Consider the following 15,026-nt stretch of genomic DNA (forward strand, 5'->3'; position numbering starts at 1 on the left):
GAGCAGCATGCGCGATTCACTTCGAAAACAGTGGTTTGATCTGCGTGAACGCCTGATGGGGCAGGTGGACTCACACAGCAGTGTGTCGTTGCGATTGCCGGGCGAACAGAGCATGTGGCTGGGCAAGCTCGACGACCTGGCGCCGCAGGTGGTTGATTGCAACGACTCGGCAGCGGGCGACGGCCAGACGCACGCGGCGATCTACCGCGCCCGAGCTGACGTCGGCGCCGTTCTGCTCGGCGGCGGTGCCTTCGCCAAAAGCCTGGTGGATTTTGGCGGAGTCCTGCCGATTCTATTTGATGAGCAGGCACGCCATATAGGCCATATGGCTACGCCTGCCAGTTCCGAGCAACCACTGGCGCGACTGTTGAAGCGTGGGGGAAATGCTGCGGTGATCGACAGCACACCGGTGGTGATGGGTACTACAGGGGCGCGAATGGTCCTCAATGCAGAGTTGTTCGAAAAATGCGCCAAGGCCTATACGCTGGCCAAGGCATGTGGCACGCACCTTACGTTACTGCCCTGGTGGGTGGTGCTGGTGGCCAACGGAAGGCTGATGAAAGACGAGAAGCGGGCGGCGCAGTGTTTTGCCGAAGGCCGTATTCCGCCTGAAACCCGCGGTTACTGAAACTTCCGAAGAGGCGCATGCCATGCAAACGTCGTCCGCTGTAACTCGCAGGCACCTGAGTGCCGCCTTGGCACTGGGCTCTGTCGCGGTGCTGATGGTAGGGCTGCAACCATTGCTTCTTGGCGAGTTACTGGCGCAAGACCACGTATCACTGGAAGGTGTCGGGCTGGTCGCAATGGGTGAAATCGTCGCGCTGGGGCTCGGTGTGGTGCTGGGCGACCTGCTGCGTTCGATGCTCAACCTGCGCCTGCTGACGGTCATCGCCATCCTGTGCGCTGCCGGAATGGATCTGGTCACGGCCAATGTCACCGGCGACGGGCCGTTGACCGCTGCACGCGCGCTGGCGGGGCTGGCCGAGGGCCTACTGCTCTGGGGCGCCGTCAGCCTTATCGTTCAGGGGCCTGCGCCAGACCGGGTGGCAGGCGTGTTCATGGTCGTCCAGACCCTGGCTCAGGCACTGATGGCCGCAGCGCTTGCGTACCTGATACTGCCTGATCGTAGCGTGCATGCAGGGTTCGTGTTTCTGGGAATGCTGACCGCAAGCTCAGTGCTGTTCGTTGTCTGGTTACCAGGACGCTTGCCGCAGCAGCCTGACAGACAGCTGGATACATCAGGTTTCAGATGGAATTTGAAGCAAGTGCTGCTGCTGATGCTGGTGTTCATGCAGCTCTCGGCCGTTGGCGGGTTGTGGGCGTATCTGGAGCCGCTGGGCATCCACGCAGGGCTGGGCGCTCATGCGGCGCAATTGCTGGTGTCCGCGATGTTATTCATGCAGGTTCTGGGCGGCTGCCTGGGCATTCTGCTGGTACGCAGGGTGCCTGATTACTCGATGTTGGCTACCGCCGCGTTTCTTCTGGCCGGCATTGCATTGGGCATGTACATAACAGCCGATCAGGGGGTAAACGTATTTCTGGGCCTGTGCGCGCTGTTTGCCCTGATCTACCTGATGCTGACCCCGTTTCAGGTGCGCATTGCGCTGCAGATAGACCCCTCGGGACGCATCGCCGGGCTCATTCCCGGCATGCAACTGCTGGGCTGCGCATTCGGACCGCTGCTGGCGTCGCAATGGGTGTCTGGCGACAATGCTCAACCGGTACTGCTGGTCAGCGTCTGGCTGTCGGTATCGGCTTTGTGCCTGATAGCGCTGCTGCACCGGCGGGCAGTTGATAGAAGGGTCGGGGTTGTGGGCGGGGTTTGATTGGCGGCGTACTTAACAGTAATGGGAGTAGCCGATTCACCCATCCCGGCAGGCATTGTCTCGGAAAACGTACAAACAGGACACAAGGGGCGCTTTTTCAGCGCTAATTTGTCGTGCAGGTCAATCGCCCGGATGCAGCGCGGATCAACGTGTTGCGGGCTGACAGCCCCGATTTCACGCAGTGGCGATGGGCTTTTTGAAAAAAAGAGCGTGGACTCGGGATATAACACTAATTAGAATCAGTCTCATTTGGCGCATCCCATCGCTCAAGGCTTTTGACATGACTCAAGCAGCGACGCTATCACAGCAGACCTTGCATTCCCTGTACCGCGATCATCATGGCTGGCTGGAAAGCTGGCTGCGCAGACGCATGGGCAATGCCTGGGATGCGGCTGACCTGAGTCAGGATACGTTCCTGCGCGTGCTCTCCAGCTCCCAGCAGATCGCCGATATGCAGGAGCCGCGTGCCTACCTGCTGACCGTGGGCAAGCGCCTGCTGAGTAATTTCTACACTCGCCGCAGCCTTGAACAGGCTTATCTGGAAGCGCTGGCGCAGTTGCCCGAAGAAAGCGTGCCGTCGCCGGAGCAGCGCTGGTTGCTTCTGGAAACCCTGCAGGCGCTGGACGAGCTGCTCGATGGTCTGTCGGCAGTGGTGCGGCGGGCGTTTCTCTGGAGTCAGCTTGAGGGGCTGGGCTATCGGGAAATCGCTGAACGCCTGAGTGTTTCCGAACGCACCGTCAAACGCTATATGGCACAAGCCTACGAGCACTGTTTGCTGGTGGACTGGTGATTCGCCCGGCACCTTCTACCGAAGAACGCGAGGTAGTACGCAAAGCGGCGCAGTGGCTGGCGCTTCTGGAATCCGGTGGTGCCAGCGATGAAGATCACGCCATGCTGCAACACTGGCGTGACAGCTCCGCCAGTCACGAACGCGCCTGGCAAAAGGCCCAACAGCTGCGTCAGCGTTTTTTCGGTCTGCCTGCCAACCTCGCCATGGCGACGCTGGATCGTCCTGACAAGGCCAGGCGTGCGACGCTAAAAAGAGCGTTGGGGGCCGTGACACTGGTCCCTGCAGTCTGGCTGCTGGGGCGTCAATTGCCGCTGGATGTCTGGCGTGCCGACCTGCAAACCGCAGTCGGCGAGCACAAGCGCCTGTCGCTGGCCGATGGCAGCATGTTGCAACTGAATACCGACAGTGCGGTGAACGTGGATATGGGCGCCCGGGCAATCACCCTTGTACGGGGCGAAATAGCCCTCAAGGTGCCTGGCAGCGCGCCGCTGACCATCAACGGTCCTTACGGGCGCATCGTGGTTGGCCGGAGTGAAGTCTGTGTGCGTCTCAACGCCAGCGATTGCAGGGTCTCGGTCGTCAGCGGCACGGTGCAGCTTTATCCCCTGCGCGGGCCGGTGCTGGCCTTGAATGCGCAGCAGCAGGTCACGCTGAAGCAGAGCGGCATCGGTCCTGTCAGTGCCTTCGACGCCTTGCTGCCTGGCTGGCGCGACGATGTGCTGAGCGCGCAGAACCAGTCACTGGGCGATTTCCTTCGCGAGCTGAGTCGTTACCGTCCGGGCCTGCTGCGCTGGGAACCTGAACTGGAAAACCTGCGAGTGACGGGCAGTTTCAGGCTCGACAATACCGACCGCGTGCTGTCCTTGCTGGCGGCCAGTCTGCCGGTGGACGTGCAGATGCGCACGCGTTATTGGGTGACCCTGGTGCCTCGAAAAAACATTTCGACAAAAAATAGTGCGTAATGCTGTCCCTTTTTTTTGTCTCGCTGGTCATTCCAGGTAAGTGCACAAAAAATACGAGAGCTTCCCTCTATGTCCGCAGTGTCTTCCTACCGTTTGCGTCCACTTTTGCATTTCAGCCTGTTGCTGACGTTGAGTTCCAGTCCGTTATTGGTCTCGACCAGTTGGGCCGACACATCGGGCAGACGCGCCTATGAGGTGCCGGCCGGCAGCCTGAGCGCTGCGCTCACCCGTTTTGCCGGGCAGGCCGGGGTCAACCTGTCGGTAGACCCTGCGCTGGTGAATGGACGGAACAGTTCGGGGTTGTCCGGCGAGTTCGCGGTCGAGGAAGGCTTTGCGCGCCTGCTGCAAGGTTCCGGCCTGCAACTGATGCCCGTCGGGGAGCAGGCCTACACGCTGATCCCGGCACCTGACAGCGCCAGCGCAGGCCTGCAACTTGCACCCACCTCGATTGTCGGTGACAGCGGCTCTACGGATGGCCAGGAATACGCAGGCGGCCAAGTGGCACGCAAAGGCTCGCAAGGCATGCTGGGTTCGCGCGACTTCATGGAAACGCCGTTCAGCATGACCACCTACACCAAGGACGCGGTGAAAAACCAGCAGGCCCGAACCTTGGGCGACCTGATCGCCAGTGACCCGTCAGTGCGTGCCACCAACCCCGCAGGCGGGCGTTACGAGCAGTTCACGATTCGCGGCTTCAGCCTGTTCAACAGCGACGTTTCCTACAACGGCCTGTACGGCATTCTGCCCACTTACACGATCGACATGGAAATGGCCGAACGGGTGGATATCCTCAAGGGGCCGAGCCAGTTGATCAACGGCATTTCGCCGCGAGGCAGTGTCGGCGGCGGGATCAACGTGGTCCCCAAGCGCGCGACGGATAAACCGATCACCGAGCTCACCACCAGCTATGCCTCCAAGGGGCAGGTGGGTGCTGCAGTCGATGTAGCCCGTCGGTTTGGCGAAGACGACAAGTTCGGGATTCGTTTCAACGGCGTGAAGCAGTCCGGCGACACTGAATGGGATCACCAGAGCGTTGATCGCGACATGGCCGTTTTGGGCCTGGATTTCCGTGGTGATCGCCTGCGTCTGTCGACGGACATCGGGCACACCGAACGCGACACCGATGCTCCGCAGGAACGCGTGCAGGTCGGTGCCAACGCGAAGGTGCCCAACGCCAACGATGTGCGTGACAACTATGCGCAGTCCTGGAGCAAGGCGCGCACCAAGGATACGTTCGGCGCAGTGAATGCCGAATATGACCTCAGCGACTCGGTGATGCTCTACGGCGGTGTCGGCGCGCGCAAAAGTAACCATGACTTCCTGCGCCATGCGGTACCGGTCACCAACGATGCAGGCGACTTCAGCGTTCAACCACGCGATTTCACCCGTGACGAAAATGTGCGCACAGCCACTGCCGGCGCGCGCAGCTGGTTCACTACCGGGCCGGTCAGCCACGAGGTCAACCTGGCTGCCAGCTATTTCTATATGGACTTTGAAAACGGTGGTGCACGCTATGCGGCAGCGCCGAGCAATCTTTACAACCCGGTCGACACGCCGACACCCTCGAATCCCACGCGGGCCGACTCCAAGGTTTACACCGAGAACCGTTTCAGCGGTGTGGCGCTGACTGACACGCTAGGGTTTTTCGAGGACCGTCTGCTGCTGACACTCGGCGCCCGCTGGCAGCGTGTCAAGGTTGATGACTGGACCGATGGCGTGAAAGGCGACACCGCCTACGATGAGGAAAAAGTCTCACCATCAGGCGGCATCCTGTACAAGGTGACCGACGACTTTTCGGTGTACGCCAACTACATGGAAGGCCTGAGCCAGGGCAAGATCGCTCCGTCGACCTCGGTGAACGAAGACCAGATCTTCCCGCCGTTCGTCAGTCGTCAGGTCGAGGTCGGCGCCAAATATGACCTGGGGTCATTCGCCTTCACCGCCAGCGTATTCCGTATCAAACAACCGGCCTACGAGACCAATACCACCTCCCGTGTGTTCGGCCCGAACGGCAAGCGCCGTAACGACGGTGTCGAGCTGACCATGTTCGGTGAGCCGATGAAGGGCTTCCGTCTGCTGGGCGGGGTGATGTACATCGACAGCGATCTGACCAACACCGTCAATGGCACATTCGACGGCAACCGCGCACCGGCTACCCCCAAATACAACGTCAATCTGGGGGCCGAGTGGGACGTTCCGGGCGTAAACGGTCTGACCCTGACCGGACGGGGCATCTACACCGGCTCGCAGTATCTGGATCAGGCCAACAGCAAAAGCATCGACTCATCGGAGCGTTTCGACGTCGGTGCGCGGTATGCTTTCAAGGTCGATCAGAAGGACATCACACTGCGGGCCAACGTCGAGAACGTGATGAACAAGTACTACTGGAGCTCGGCCGGCGCGTCGGATGACAGCGAGCCGGGGCTGACCCTGTCGACACCGCGCACCTATCTGTTGTCGGCCACCATCGGTTTCTGAGTGGATACGCGACGCCCAGGGAAGGGCTCACGTGTATAGCGAACGACCGGCAGTCCTCATCGAGGGATAACCTGTGTGCAGTATTAAATAATCAACCTCAACACGGCGACACCACAGTTTGTTATTTAAATAGACTGCTTTGTCATATGCCAGAATAACAAATGGCCACTTTCAATAGTGGCACATTGAGTTATACCGATTAATTCTGTCGGTATAACTGCGTGCCTTATTCATTGTCAGGCGCGCAGAAACGTTCATTTAAATTTCATCTTTGTTTTCGAAATAATGGGTTGCACTTTTAGGTAAATGATAATAATTTGCATCCAGAAATCCAGCGAGGACTTACAGATGTTGAATAATGGCTTATTGCACTCTACAACGTCGCAGAAAACCAATGCCAACTATCTGGACAGGCAGAGCAAGTTTGAATCGAATGTAAGGAGTTACCCGCGCAAGTTGCCATTGGCGATAGCCAAGGCACATGGCGTATGGGTCACGGATGTCGAAGGCACCACGTATCTGGACTGCCTGGCCGGCGCCGGAACATTGGCACTGGGACACAATCACGAAGCTATCATGGCCAGTCTCGACGGCTTCCTGACCTCGGGCATGCCGATGCACACCCTTGACCTGACCACTGCGGTCAAGGACGCCTTCAGCGAAACGCTGCTGAGTCTGCTGCCAGGGCAGGGGCGTGATTACTGCCTGCAATTCTGTGGTCCGTCCGGGGCCGACGCCGTCGAAGCCGCGATCAAACTGGCCAAGACCGCCACCGGCCGCCATAACATCATCAGCTTTTCCGGCGCCTACCATGGCATGACCCACGGCGCCCTGGCGCTGACCGGCAACACGGCGCCAAAAAACGCTGTCGCTAACCTGATGCCCGGTGTGCAGTTCCTGCCGTATCCCCACGAATACCGTTGCCCGCTGGGCATTGGCGGCGAGGCCGGCACTGAAGCACTGAGTTATTACTTCACCCAGTTCATCGAAGACGTGGAAAGTGGTGTGTCGCTCCCGGCCGCGGTAATTCTGGAAGCGGTGCAGGGCGAGGGCGGTGTCAATCCGGCACCTGCGGCATGGCTGCGCCAGATTCGCGAAGTCACCCGCAAGCACGGCATTCTGCTGATTCTGGATGAAGTGCAGGCCGGTTTTGGCCGTACCGGCAAGATGTTTGCCTTCGAACACGCGGGGATCGAACCCGACGTCATCGTCATGTCCAAGGCGGTCGGCGGCGGTCTGCCGTTGGCAGTGCTGGGTTTCAAACGCGAGTTCGACGCCTGGTCTCCGGGCAATCATGCCGGCACCTTTCGTGGCAACCAGATGGCCATGGCCACCGGCCTGGCGACCCTTGAAGTGCTGCAGCGACAGAACCTCGCTGGCCAGGCCGCAAAACGTGGCGACTGGCTCAAGGAACAGCTCGGTCTGTTGCAGCAACGCTATCCGGCGATCGGCAATGTGCGCGGCCGCGGCCTGATGCTGGGCATCGAGATTGTCGATGAGCGCAAAGCGGCTGACCGCCTCGGCAGCCTGCCGATGGACCCGGACCTGGCTGTCGCCATTCAGCAGCATTGTTTCAAACAGGGGTTGTTACTTGAACGCGGTGGTCGCAATGGCAACGTCATTCGCTTATTGCCTCCGTTGATCATTACCGAAGAACAATGCCAATTGGTGATCCAGCGTTTTGAACAAGCGCTCAAGGCGGCACTGTCCCAGCTACGTAAATAAAAGTTTGTAATAAGCAAGGCATAAACAGCCCATCATCGTGGCACTGATATCACGATTGAAACAACACCGCACACAACGTTTGGCTGGGCGAACTTATCGCCCCTCGACAGCTCGATTGTTGTGCCGCAAGCGATAAATCAACGTTTGTTGCGACGTCATTTGAACGGTCAGCGTAAAGGCGACTGTGGAGCAGACATGACTAATACCGATCGCACCGTCTTATCAAACATGGTGAGCGAGTTGGCAACCACTCGCGCGTTACTCAATTGCCTGATCAAGGAATTCGCACTGCCGGAAGAGTGCCTGCATTACACCTGGCCTGAAGGCATGCAAGGCATAGCGCCAGGCAGTTTCGTCGATGGCGGGCAATGGAAGGGCATTCCGCTCACCATCAGCCTGCCCAATCAGCAGCAGTTCTTTGTTCTGGTGGACCGCCGCGACCACCTGGGCAGCCATCGCTACCTTTCCGATGTCTACGCTCGTCAGGGGCAGGGCACCTGGCGCTGCCTGGCGTTCGCCGAATTCGCCCGGCAACTGCTGACCGCCTGTGAGCACATGACCCGTGCCAGCAATGACGAACTGCTGGATCAGGTCCTGCAAAGCCAGCACCTGACTGCTGCCATCGTTGCGCACAACATGACCGGTCAGCATCCGGCACCGCTCAGCGGCTATCTGGCCAGTGAGCAGGGTTTGTGGTTCGGCCACCCCAACCATCCGGCACCCAAGGCACGCCTGTGGCCTGAGCATCTGGCGCAGGAGACCTACGCCCCGGAGTTTCAGGCGCAGACCGCGCTGCATCTGTTCGAAGTGCCGCTGGAAGGGCTACGAATCACCTCCAATGGCTTGAGCGAAGCCGAGGTGATGTCAGGCTTCGCGGACCAATCGCGGGCCCGGCCCGGGCATGCGCTGATCTGCATGCATCCGGTACAGGCGCAACTGTTCATGCAGGACCGCCGCGTGCAAAGGCTGCTTGAGCTGGGGGATATCTCGGACCTGGGTGCCAGTGGGCTGCTGGCCAGCCCGACGGCGTCGATGCGCACTTGGTACATCGAGGGGCACGACTACTTCATCAAGGGTTCGCTGAATGTGCGCATCACCAACTGTGTGAGGAAAAACGCATGGTATGAACTGGAGAGCACGCTGATCATCGACGAACTGTTTCAGCGCCTGCAGCAGACTCGTCCGGAAACCCTCGGTGGGCTGTCCACAGTCGCCGAACCCGGTTCGATGAGCTGGGCGCCCAAAGGTGCGAGCGAGGCTGACGGTCACTGGTTCCGCGAGCAGACCGGCGCCATTCTGCGGGAAAACTTCTGCCGCCGCTCCGGCGCCGACAGCAGCGTGATGGCGGGCACACTGTTCGCTCGTGATCTGCGTTCACGCCCACTGGTGCACGACTTCCTCCAGCGTTTCAATGGCGGGGAGCTTGAGGACCAGCATCTGCTGGACTGGTTCGATGAGTACCAGGCCTTGCTGCTGAACCCGGTCATGGCGTTGTTCTTCAATCACGGCATCGTGATGGAGCCGCACTTGCAGAATGCGGTGCTGATTCACGACAACGGACGCCCGCAACAGCTGCTGTTGCGCGACTTTGAAGGCGTCAAGCTGACCGAAGAGCTGGGCATCAAGGCGATTCAGGTGGGGTTGCACCCGAGAATTCGCCAGTCGCTGCTCTACAGCCGCGAACAGGGCTGGAACCGCATTACCTATTGCCTGCTGATCAACAACCTGTCCGAAGCCGTGCTGGCCTTGAGCTGGGAGCGTCCGCACCTGGCACCACTGATGTGGCAGCGCGTCGAGCGGCAATTGCAGCGTATCCGTGACGAACTGGTGCTGCCTGCGCCCGAGCTGGACGCGCTGATCGCAGGCCAGTCGATTGCCTGCAAAACCAACCTCAAGGTCCGGCTCGCCGCCAAGGCCGACCGCGAAGCCAACTATGTGCGTCTTGCGTCGCCGTGGGCCACGGAGGCACGTTATGCATAAGGTGCCGGAAACCGTACTGGCGGCCATCAAGGAGGCTCGGGCGCTGGAAGCCGATCCGCTGGCGGCCTTTGTCTACGATCTGGACGCGCTGCAGCAGCATGTCAGTGAAGTCATGGCGGCGCTGCCCGCCGGTGTCGAGCTGTATTACGCGATCAAGGCCAACAGCGAAGCGCTGATGCTGGAAACCCTGGCCCCGCTGGTCAGTGGCTTTGAAATTTCCTCTGGGGGCGAGATCGAGCGGGTGATGGCCTGTCCGACACGCAAGCCCTACGTGTTCTCGGGCCCAGGCAAACTTGATTCCGATCTGCGTTCGGCGTTGCTGAACAAGGTTGAAGCCATCCACCTGGAGAGCCTCAACGAAATCGCGCGTCTGCAACAGTTGGCAGAACAAGCGGGGCGCGTGCAGCCGGTGTTCCTGCGCATCAACCCGCAACTGCCCGCTGCGCAATCGAGCAGGCTGGCGATGGCCGGGACCGCGACACCGTTCGGGATTGACGAAGCTGATCTGGCCGAGGCGGTCAGACGCGTGGACAACGCCAGTCACCTGACGCTCAAGGGCTTCCACGTACACGCCATGTCGCATCAGATGTCGGTTGAACGTCATGAGCAACTGCTCGATTTCTACCTGCAGCGCTGGCAGGAATGGAAGGCTCTGGCCCGCGATCCGAGCCAACTCACCCATTTCAACGTCGGCGGCGGTATTGGCGTCGATTACCTCAACAGTCAGCAGTTCGACTGGCAGCGGCTGTGCCGTTATCTGGAAAAACGCCTGGGCGAGCAGCACGACGCGCCGATCCTGCGCTTCGAGCCGGGACGCTTCATCAGTGCCTATTGCGGCTATTACGCCATTGAGGTGCTGGACAGCAAAACCAGCCACGGCGAGCATTTTCTGGTCTGTCGAGGCGGTACTCACCAGTTTCGCCTGCCGGTCGCGCAAAGCCATGACCATCCGGTGATCCACCTGCCGAATGCACCGCAGAGCACTGAGTCGTCAGAGCAGGCTTACACCATTGTCGGGCAGCTGTGCACGCCCAAGGATGTGCTGAGCCGTCGCCAGCCACTCAAAGGTGTGAACATTGGTGACCTGTTGGTCCTGCCGCTGGCGGGAGCCTATGGCTACAACATCTCCCACGCCGACTTTCTCTGCCATCCACGACCGTCACAGCACTTCGTGCGCAACGGTGAACGGGTTCGCCAATGAGTTTCAACGTCCCACGCCGCTGGGTGGTGTTCAACGTGCTGCTCGGTACGCTGACGGTCAGCCTGAGCAACAGTTCGCTTAACCCGGCGCTGCCGACCTTTATGGATGCGTTCAGGATCGGCCCTCTGCTGGCCACCTGGATTGTCGCCGGGTTCATGACCAGCATGGGCATGACCATGCCGCTGACCAGCTTCCTCAGTCAGCGCATCGGACGCAAACGCCTGTATCTGTGGGGTGTGGCGCTGTTCATCGGCGGTTCGCTGTTGGGCGCGCTGGCCGACTCCATCGCACTGGTGATCACCGCACGGGTGGTACAGGGCATTGCCAGCGGGCTGATGATCCCGTTGTCGCTGGCGATCATCTTCTCGGTGTATGAAAAGCACGAACGGGGCAGGGTGACCGGGCTCTGGAGCGCAGCAGTAATGCTCGCACCGGCGCTTGGTCCGCTGTGTGGCAGCCTGATGCTGGAGTGGTTCAGCTGGCGCTCACTGTTCCTGATGAATGTGCCCATTGGTCTGCTGGCACTGTTGCTGGGCGTCGGCGTGCTGCCGGACTCCGAGCCTGCCGAGCGCAAGCCGTTCGACCTGATCGGCTACCTGCTGGTGGCGTCGGGCATTGGCTTGCTGATGATCGCCATCAGCCGCATGCACCATGCTCAGGCGCTGCTCGACCCAGTCAATCAGGCCATGGTGCTGGTCGCGGTGGCTTGTCTGCTGGCGTTCGTCCGCGTCGAGTTGAGTCGCCAGGCACCGCTGCTGAATCTGCGCCTGTTCAACCTGCGCGGTTATCGTCTGAGCGTGATCATCGCCGTGGTGCAATCGGTCGGCATGTTCGAGTGTCTGGTGCTGTTGCCGCTGCTGGTGCAGAGCGTGCTGGGCTACAACCCGATCTGGACCGGCCTGGCGCTGCTGTGTACCGCCAGCTTCGCGAGCCTGTTCGGGCAGTGGGGCGGCAAGGCACTGGACCGCCATGGCCCGCGCACCGTCGTCGCCGTCGGCCTGCTGTTGACCGGCGTTTCGACCCTGGCGCTGGGCATACTCAAGGCCGATGCCGCAATCGGCGTGGTGTTCGTGCTGATGATGATTCGTGGCGCCGGTCTCGGGCTCTCCTACATGCCGGTGACCACGGCGGGGCTCAATGCCTTGCCCGAGCCGATGGTCACTCAGGGCGCCGCGATGAACAACATTTCCCGCCGTCTGGTCGCGTCGCTGGCCATCGTCATTGCGTCGCTGTGGCTGGAGTTCCGCTTCAACACCGCGGGACCGGCCGCCACGCCCTCGGCCATCAGTGAAGTGTTCATCGCCACCGGCCTGCTGATCCTGCTGGCACTGCCCTGTGCCTGGCGTTTCCCCCTTAACGACGAGCGCGCCGAGGCCCAGCCCGACGCGGTCGAATCCCGATAATTTTTCGTTCGAGGTATGAACATGGCTACCCCTTTACCGCTGCAACGTAACGCCGCTTCGACAACGACAAATACAACGACGGGTACGGGTGCCTGGCTGGCCCACGTCAGCGCCGAGCGCTATCAGCAAGTGCAACGCCGCGTGATCGGCCAGTTGCTGCAAACCCTGCTGTACGAGGCGGCGCTGCCTTACCGCTGTGAGCCGCTGGATGATCATCGGCATCGTTTTGCCGTGGCCGTCAGTGGCGGTGTGGAATACCACTGCGACGGTCTGCTGAGCACCAGCTTCGAGCTGATCCGCCTCGATCACGCCACGCTTGAGCGGGTGGACAGTACCGGCGAACGCAGCGTGCCGGATCTGCATCTGGCGTTGACCGAGCTGCTGAGCCCGTTCAAGGACAGCCCGCACCTGACGCGCTTCATCCAGGAAATCGAACAGACCCAGCTCAAGGACCTGCAGGCCCGTAATCAGGGGTATCAGTCCGCCAGGCCTGCGCATCAGCTGGATGTCGATGCGCTGGAGCAGCACTTCATGGATGCCCACAGCTATCACCCGTGCTACAAGTCGCGGATCGGCTTTTCCCTGGCTGACAACCGCCACTACGGGCCAGAATTTGCCACGCCTTTCGCGGTGGTCTGGCTGGCCGTGGCGAAGTCCAGCGCCTCGGTCGGCCACTCGCGGAGCATGGATTTTCAGGCGTTCATCCGTCAGGAGCTGGGTACACAACGCTGGCAGGAAATAACTCGAGAACTGGCTGCGCAGGGCAAGTCCATCGACGACTATCAACTGATGCCGGTGCATCCGTGGCAGTGGGACAACGTCACGGTGTCGACTTTCTACCCGGAACTGGCCAGCGGCGAGCTGATTTATCTGGGCACCTCGACCGATCGCTACAAGGCTCAGCAGTCGATTCGCACGCTGGCCAACGCCAGTCAGCCACAGCGCCCATACGTCAAGCTGGCGATGAGCATGACTAATACCTCCAGCACGCGGATTCTGGCGCGTCACACGGTGTTGAACGGCCCGATCATCACCGATTGGCTGCACCAGTTGATCGCAACCGACAGCACCGCTCGCGCGCTGGATTTCGTGATTCTCGGTGAGGTGGCGGGGGTGAGTTTCGATTACCGCCATCTGCCGGAATCACGTTCGGCGCAGACCTACGGCACGCTGGGTGCGATTTGGCGGGAAAGCCTGCATCAATACCTCCGGGACGACGAGCAGGCGGTGCCATTCAACGGCCTCAGCCATGTGGAAAATCGTTACGGTGATGGCCAGCAGACGCCTTTCATAGACGCATGGGTCAGCCAGTACGGGCTCAAGGAATGGACCCGGCAACTGCTGCAGGTCACGGTGCCGCCGATCATTCACATGCTCTATGCCGAAGGCATCGGCATGGAGTCCCACGGCCAGAACATCGTGCTGATCGTCAAGCAGGGCTGGCCGCAGCGCATCGCCCTCAAGGACTTCCATGACGGCGTGCGTTATTCACCTGAGCACCTCGGGCGTCCCGAACTGTGCCCGGAGCTAGTGCCGCTGCCCGCCAGCCACGCAAAGCTCAACCGCAACTCGTTCATCATTACCGACGACGTCAACGCGGTGCGCGACTTTTCCTGCGATTGTTTCTTCTTCATCTGCCTGGCCGAAATGGCGATTTTCCTGCGCCAGCAATACCAGCTGGACGAAGCACTGTTCTGGCAGATGACCGCCGACGTCATTCTTGACTATCAGCAGGCTCACCCGCAGCACCGCGACCGTTTCGGGCTGTTTGACGTGTTTGCGCCCTCGTACGAAGTCGAAGAGCTGACCAAGCGCCGCCTGTTGGGAGATGGCGAGCGCCGCTTCCGCTCGGTACCTAACCCACTGCATACCTACAGGCCGCAATGATGCTGAGGACCAATGCGCTCAAAAGCAGAGTTGCGGACGGACAGCCGGCACACGGGGTGATCAGTTCGATTCCGGCCCCGGCCGCCATCGAGTTGATCGCTGAAGCCGGGTTCGACTTCGTGATCATCGACATGGAGCACGTCCTGATCAACCCGGAAACCGTGGAAAACATGATCCGTGTGGCAGAGAGCTACGGCCTTACACCATTGGTGCGGGTCGCCGATCTCAACCCGAAAACCCTGCTGCGCCTGCTCGATGGCGGCGCGCAGGGCATCGTCTTGCCGATGATCGAGAGCCCTGAGCAATTGGCAGATGCGATTGCCGCCTGCAAGTACTACCCGCTGGGTCGTCGCAGCCTCAATGCCGGACGTCCCGGCTCTTTCGGCAAGCACAGCCTGGCGCAGTACGTGGAGGCCGCCAATCAACAGATCATGGTGGTGGCGATGATCGAAAGCGCCGAAGGCGTGCGACGTGCCGCCGAGATCGCCAGCGTGCCGGGGCTGGACATGATTCTTGAAGGCGCGGCAGACCTGTCGCAGTCACTGGGCATGCCCTGGCAGATCGATCAACCAGATGTACAAAACGCGCTGCTTGCAACCTGGCAAGCCGCCGACGCGGCGGGCATCGCTTATTGCGCGATCCCTCGTCAACCCGGTGACGCTGCCCGCTGGCAGGCTCGCGGGGTCAACACCTTTGTCCTCGGGGATGAGCGCGGCATTGCCTTTCGCGCGCTTCAGGCCCGCCTGGCTCAACATTCAGCAGAAGGAAAATAAA

At 60.5% G+C, this 15,026-nt stretch carries 11 protein-coding genes; all 11 read left to right on the forward strand.

The genetic code is table 11. The features are described 5' to 3' along the window. Positions 1 to 7: 7 nt before the first annotated feature. The 11 genes from BT119_RS18795 (at position 8) to BT119_RS18845 (ending at position 15,025) form a co-directional block, all read left to right on the forward strand. The gene (locus BT119_RS18795; RefSeq protein ID WP_003372840.1) at positions 8 to 628 is read left to right on the forward strand and encodes a hypothetical protein; all 621 of its coding nucleotides are present in this window, start codon (positions 8 to 10) and stop codon (positions 626 to 628) included. A gap of 22 nt (positions 629 to 650) precedes the next feature. Next, positions 651 to 1,826, forward strand: a complete 1,176-nt coding sequence (locus BT119_RS18800; RefSeq protein WP_003433988.1) for an MFS transporter — start codon at positions 651 to 653, stop codon at positions 1,824 to 1,826. Positions 1,827 to 2,106: 280 nt separating this feature from the next. Beyond that, positions 2,107 to 2,616 carry a sigma-70 family RNA polymerase sigma factor gene (locus BT119_RS18805; RefSeq protein ID WP_003318943.1) on the forward strand — a complete coding sequence of 170 codons (510 nt, stop codon included), beginning with the start codon at positions 2,107 to 2,109 and terminating at the stop codon, positions 2,614 to 2,616. Continuing rightward, positions 2,613 to 3,578 carry a FecR domain-containing protein gene (locus BT119_RS18810; RefSeq protein ID WP_058396923.1) on the forward strand — a complete coding sequence of 322 codons (966 nt, stop codon included), beginning with the start codon at positions 2,613 to 2,615 and terminating at the stop codon, positions 3,576 to 3,578. Before BT119_RS18805 ends, BT119_RS18810 begins: the two co-directional genes overlap by 4 nt. A gap of 69 nt (positions 3,579 to 3,647) precedes the next feature. After that, positions 3,648 to 6,056, forward strand: a complete 2,409-nt coding sequence (locus BT119_RS18815) for a TonB-dependent receptor (protein ID WP_072366614.1) — start codon at positions 3,648 to 3,650, stop codon at positions 6,054 to 6,056. Between the two features lie 348 nt (positions 6,057 to 6,404). Next, positions 6,405 to 7,781 (forward strand): diaminobutyrate--2-oxoglutarate transaminase, encoded by a 1,377-nt coding sequence (locus tag BT119_RS18820; RefSeq protein ID WP_072366616.1) that lies wholly within the window; start codon positions 6,405 to 6,407, stop codon positions 7,779 to 7,781. Positions 7,782 to 7,976: 195 nt separating this feature from the next. After that, positions 7,977 to 9,761, forward strand: a complete 1,785-nt coding sequence (locus tag BT119_RS18825; protein WP_044308133.1) for an IucA/IucC family protein — start codon at positions 7,977 to 7,979, stop codon at positions 9,759 to 9,761. Further along, positions 9,754 to 10,962, forward strand: a complete 1,209-nt coding sequence (locus BT119_RS18830; RefSeq protein ID WP_054081422.1) for a type III PLP-dependent enzyme — start codon at positions 9,754 to 9,756, stop codon at positions 10,960 to 10,962. The genes BT119_RS18825 and BT119_RS18830 overlap by 8 nt, the downstream gene beginning before the upstream one ends. Then, positions 10,959 to 12,365 (forward strand): DHA2 family efflux MFS transporter permease subunit, encoded by a 1,407-nt coding sequence (locus BT119_RS18835; RefSeq protein WP_072366618.1) that lies wholly within the window; start codon positions 10,959 to 10,961, stop codon positions 12,363 to 12,365. Before BT119_RS18830 ends, BT119_RS18835 begins: the two co-directional genes overlap by 4 nt. A 21-nt stretch (positions 12,366 to 12,386) precedes the next feature. Then, positions 12,387 to 14,252 carry an IucA/IucC family protein gene (locus BT119_RS18840; RefSeq protein WP_072366620.1) on the forward strand — a complete coding sequence of 622 codons (1,866 nt, stop codon included), beginning with the start codon at positions 12,387 to 12,389 and terminating at the stop codon, positions 14,250 to 14,252. Then, positions 14,252 to 15,025, forward strand: a complete 774-nt coding sequence (locus BT119_RS18845) for an HpcH/HpaI aldolase family protein (RefSeq protein WP_003433971.1) — start codon at positions 14,252 to 14,254, stop codon at positions 15,023 to 15,025. The genes BT119_RS18840 and BT119_RS18845 overlap by 1 nt, the downstream gene beginning before the upstream one ends. Position 15,026 lies beyond the last annotated feature (1 nt).

Origin of the sequence: Pseudomonas sp. NFACC10-1, assembly GCF_900119195.1 — a bacterium.
Classification (GTDB): Bacteria; Pseudomonadota; Gammaproteobacteria; order Pseudomonadales; family Pseudomonadaceae; genus Aquipseudomonas; species Aquipseudomonas cerasi.

What these genes read in the sequence shown, in the direction of transcription:
- BT119_RS18840 (WP_072366620.1), top strand. Translation starts at nt 12,387, where the DNA reads ATGGCTACCCCTTTACCGCTGCAACGTAACGCCGCTTCGACAACGACA.
- BT119_RS18835 (WP_072366618.1), top strand. Translation starts at nt 10,959, where the DNA reads ATGAGTTTCAACGTCCCACGCCGCTGGGTGGTGTTCAACGTGCTGCTC.
- BT119_RS18830 (WP_054081422.1), top strand. Translation starts at nt 9,754, where the DNA reads ATGCATAAGGTGCCGGAAACCGTACTGGCGGCCATCAAGGAGGCTCGG.
- BT119_RS18825 (WP_044308133.1), top strand. Translation starts at nt 7,977, where the DNA reads ATGACTAATACCGATCGCACCGTCTTATCAAACATGGTGAGCGAGTTG.
- BT119_RS18795 (WP_003372840.1), top strand. Translation starts at nt 8, where the DNA reads ATGCGCGATTCACTTCGAAAACAGTGGTTTGATCTGCGTGAACGCCTG.
- BT119_RS18805 (WP_003318943.1), top strand. Translation starts at nt 2,107, where the DNA reads ATGACTCAAGCAGCGACGCTATCACAGCAGACCTTGCATTCCCTGTAC.
- BT119_RS18820 (WP_072366616.1), top strand. Translation starts at nt 6,405, where the DNA reads ATGTTGAATAATGGCTTATTGCACTCTACAACGTCGCAGAAAACCAAT.
- BT119_RS18815 (WP_072366614.1), top strand. Translation starts at nt 3,648, where the DNA reads ATGTCCGCAGTGTCTTCCTACCGTTTGCGTCCACTTTTGCATTTCAGC.
- BT119_RS18800 (WP_003433988.1), top strand. Translation starts at nt 651, where the DNA reads ATGCAAACGTCGTCCGCTGTAACTCGCAGGCACCTGAGTGCCGCCTTG.
- BT119_RS18845 (WP_003433971.1), top strand. Translation starts at nt 14,252, where the DNA reads ATGCTGAGGACCAATGCGCTCAAAAGCAGAGTTGCGGACGGACAGCCG.